Here is a 1497-nt window from a genome sequence, read left to right as displayed (position 1 = left end):
TTTAACCAAGTAACATAGACTTTCATGTCATTTTCACAGGCAAAAATAGCTTGGCGATTATTACCCCGCTGAATAACATGTTCCGCCACGCCCGCTAATGAAACTCTTGATTTTCTTGGCATAATTAAAATCTACTGAAGATACAATTTACCTCAGTAGGTCATTTAAACGGCTCTGACCCCTTTTATTCTTGGCTAATGATAAAAAGTGGGCGTTGATCTAGTGACTGCAACGGGCGGTTATCATGAGTGGCAGACCCAACAAGGTCTAGCCGTGGAATTGCACAAAGGCAAAAATACTGTGACCTTGAAATCATTGGATAATAACTGGAAGCTTAATTGGTTAATGTTAACTAAGAGCTAATATTTTATATTAGGCAGTTATAAACCATAAAGGCAGGGGGTAGTTGCAAAAGAAAAGGCTGCTGAATGAATTCAGAAGCCTTTATATCCTAACCAGAAGCTCGTTCGATGGATCTTAAATATTTCTTAACTGGTCGGTATTAGGTAATGGCCTCTTTTTCTTGGAAGTAATGACCTAAGTTGATTAAAAAGCGAAACCAAACTTTAGTAGCTCTATATCAATAATGAACTCTTCATCGTCCATAGTTGCTGATATTCCCTCAGCATCGAGGAATATATCAGACTTACCAACTAGATATTTTCCTAAGCTGATACTTGTTCCCCAATAGTAACCAGAATCAGAAATAATACGATAACCAATACCAAAACCTAAACCCAACTTAAGCTCTGAACCTTTACTGTATTGGGTAAAGCCCTCTTGCTGTGAATAAGAGTAATAACCATCACTTTCTCCTTTCACACCATTTAGATAGGCCGCACGAACAAATGCACTTAGATAAAAACCATCTAGGCGATGCCCTAAGTATTTCCGGTAATGAGCATCAATGGTAAAGCTTGTTAATTTTTCATTATTATCTATAACATTGTAGCCATAATAACTCATATGGTCAGCCGAACTGAACATAAAGGGTAAGGCTATTTCGGTATTGTTTTCTGTATTAAAAAATGAATATGTGCCTGATAAAGTACTTTCATCCTCACCTAAAGTCAGCAACCTAAAAAAATTGAATTCAAAACCTTGGGTACGATCCCCTAATGGTTGTTCTATATTAATGCGAGTTGAATGCTTTGATTGGGCGACAATAACATCTATCTTTTTTTCAATTCTTTCAAGTGTGTTAGAGTTTTCAGCTTCAACTTGTTCTTGCGCTAAAACGAAACAAGGTGACAGTATTGACAAAATAGATAAGTGACAGCAGAACTGTTTGATTCCTTTCATGATCTTTCCTAGATATTTCTGTTTAATTCAGTTAATTAGTCTGACGATATATTTTGTTATACTAGCAGAATAAAAGGGGTCAGAGCCGTTTTAAATTAATAAACTAATCACTCACGTCTACCGCTTTCTTCCAACCAATAGGCCTACCACGTTTTCCTTCAATTACAGACCTGCCGCTTAGCGCTTCCACTTTAA

General features: G+C 36.7%; 2 protein-coding genes. One reads left to right on the top strand and one right to left on the bottom strand.

Going from position 1 to position 1497, the window contains the following annotated elements; all coding sequences use genetic code 11:
• Positions 1–207: 207 nt before the first annotated feature.
• Positions 208–363, top strand: coding sequence for a hypothetical protein (locus ASU03_RS20920; protein ID WP_157465969.1), 156 nt, complete (start codon positions 208–210; stop codon positions 361–363).
• A gap of 183 nt (positions 364–546) precedes the next feature.
• Here ASU03_RS20920 and ASU03_RS18545 read toward each other — a convergent pair whose 3' ends face one another.
• Entirely contained in the window at positions 547–1302 is a 756-nt protein-coding gene (locus ASU03_RS18545; RefSeq protein ID WP_057833247.1) for a hypothetical protein, read from the bottom strand.
• Positions 1303–1497: the final 195 nt, after the last annotated feature.

Origin of the sequence: Colwellia sp. TT2012 (assembly GCF_001440345.1) — a bacterium.
GTDB lineage: Bacteria > Pseudomonadota > Gammaproteobacteria > Enterobacterales > Alteromonadaceae > Colwellia.
This window is presented reverse-complemented; position numbering and strand designations above follow the sequence as displayed.

What these genes read in the sequence shown, in the direction of transcription:
- ASU03_RS18545 (WP_057833247.1), bottom strand. Translation starts at nt 1,302, where the DNA reads ATGAAAGGAATCAAACAGTTCTGCTGTCACTTATCTATTTTGTCAATA.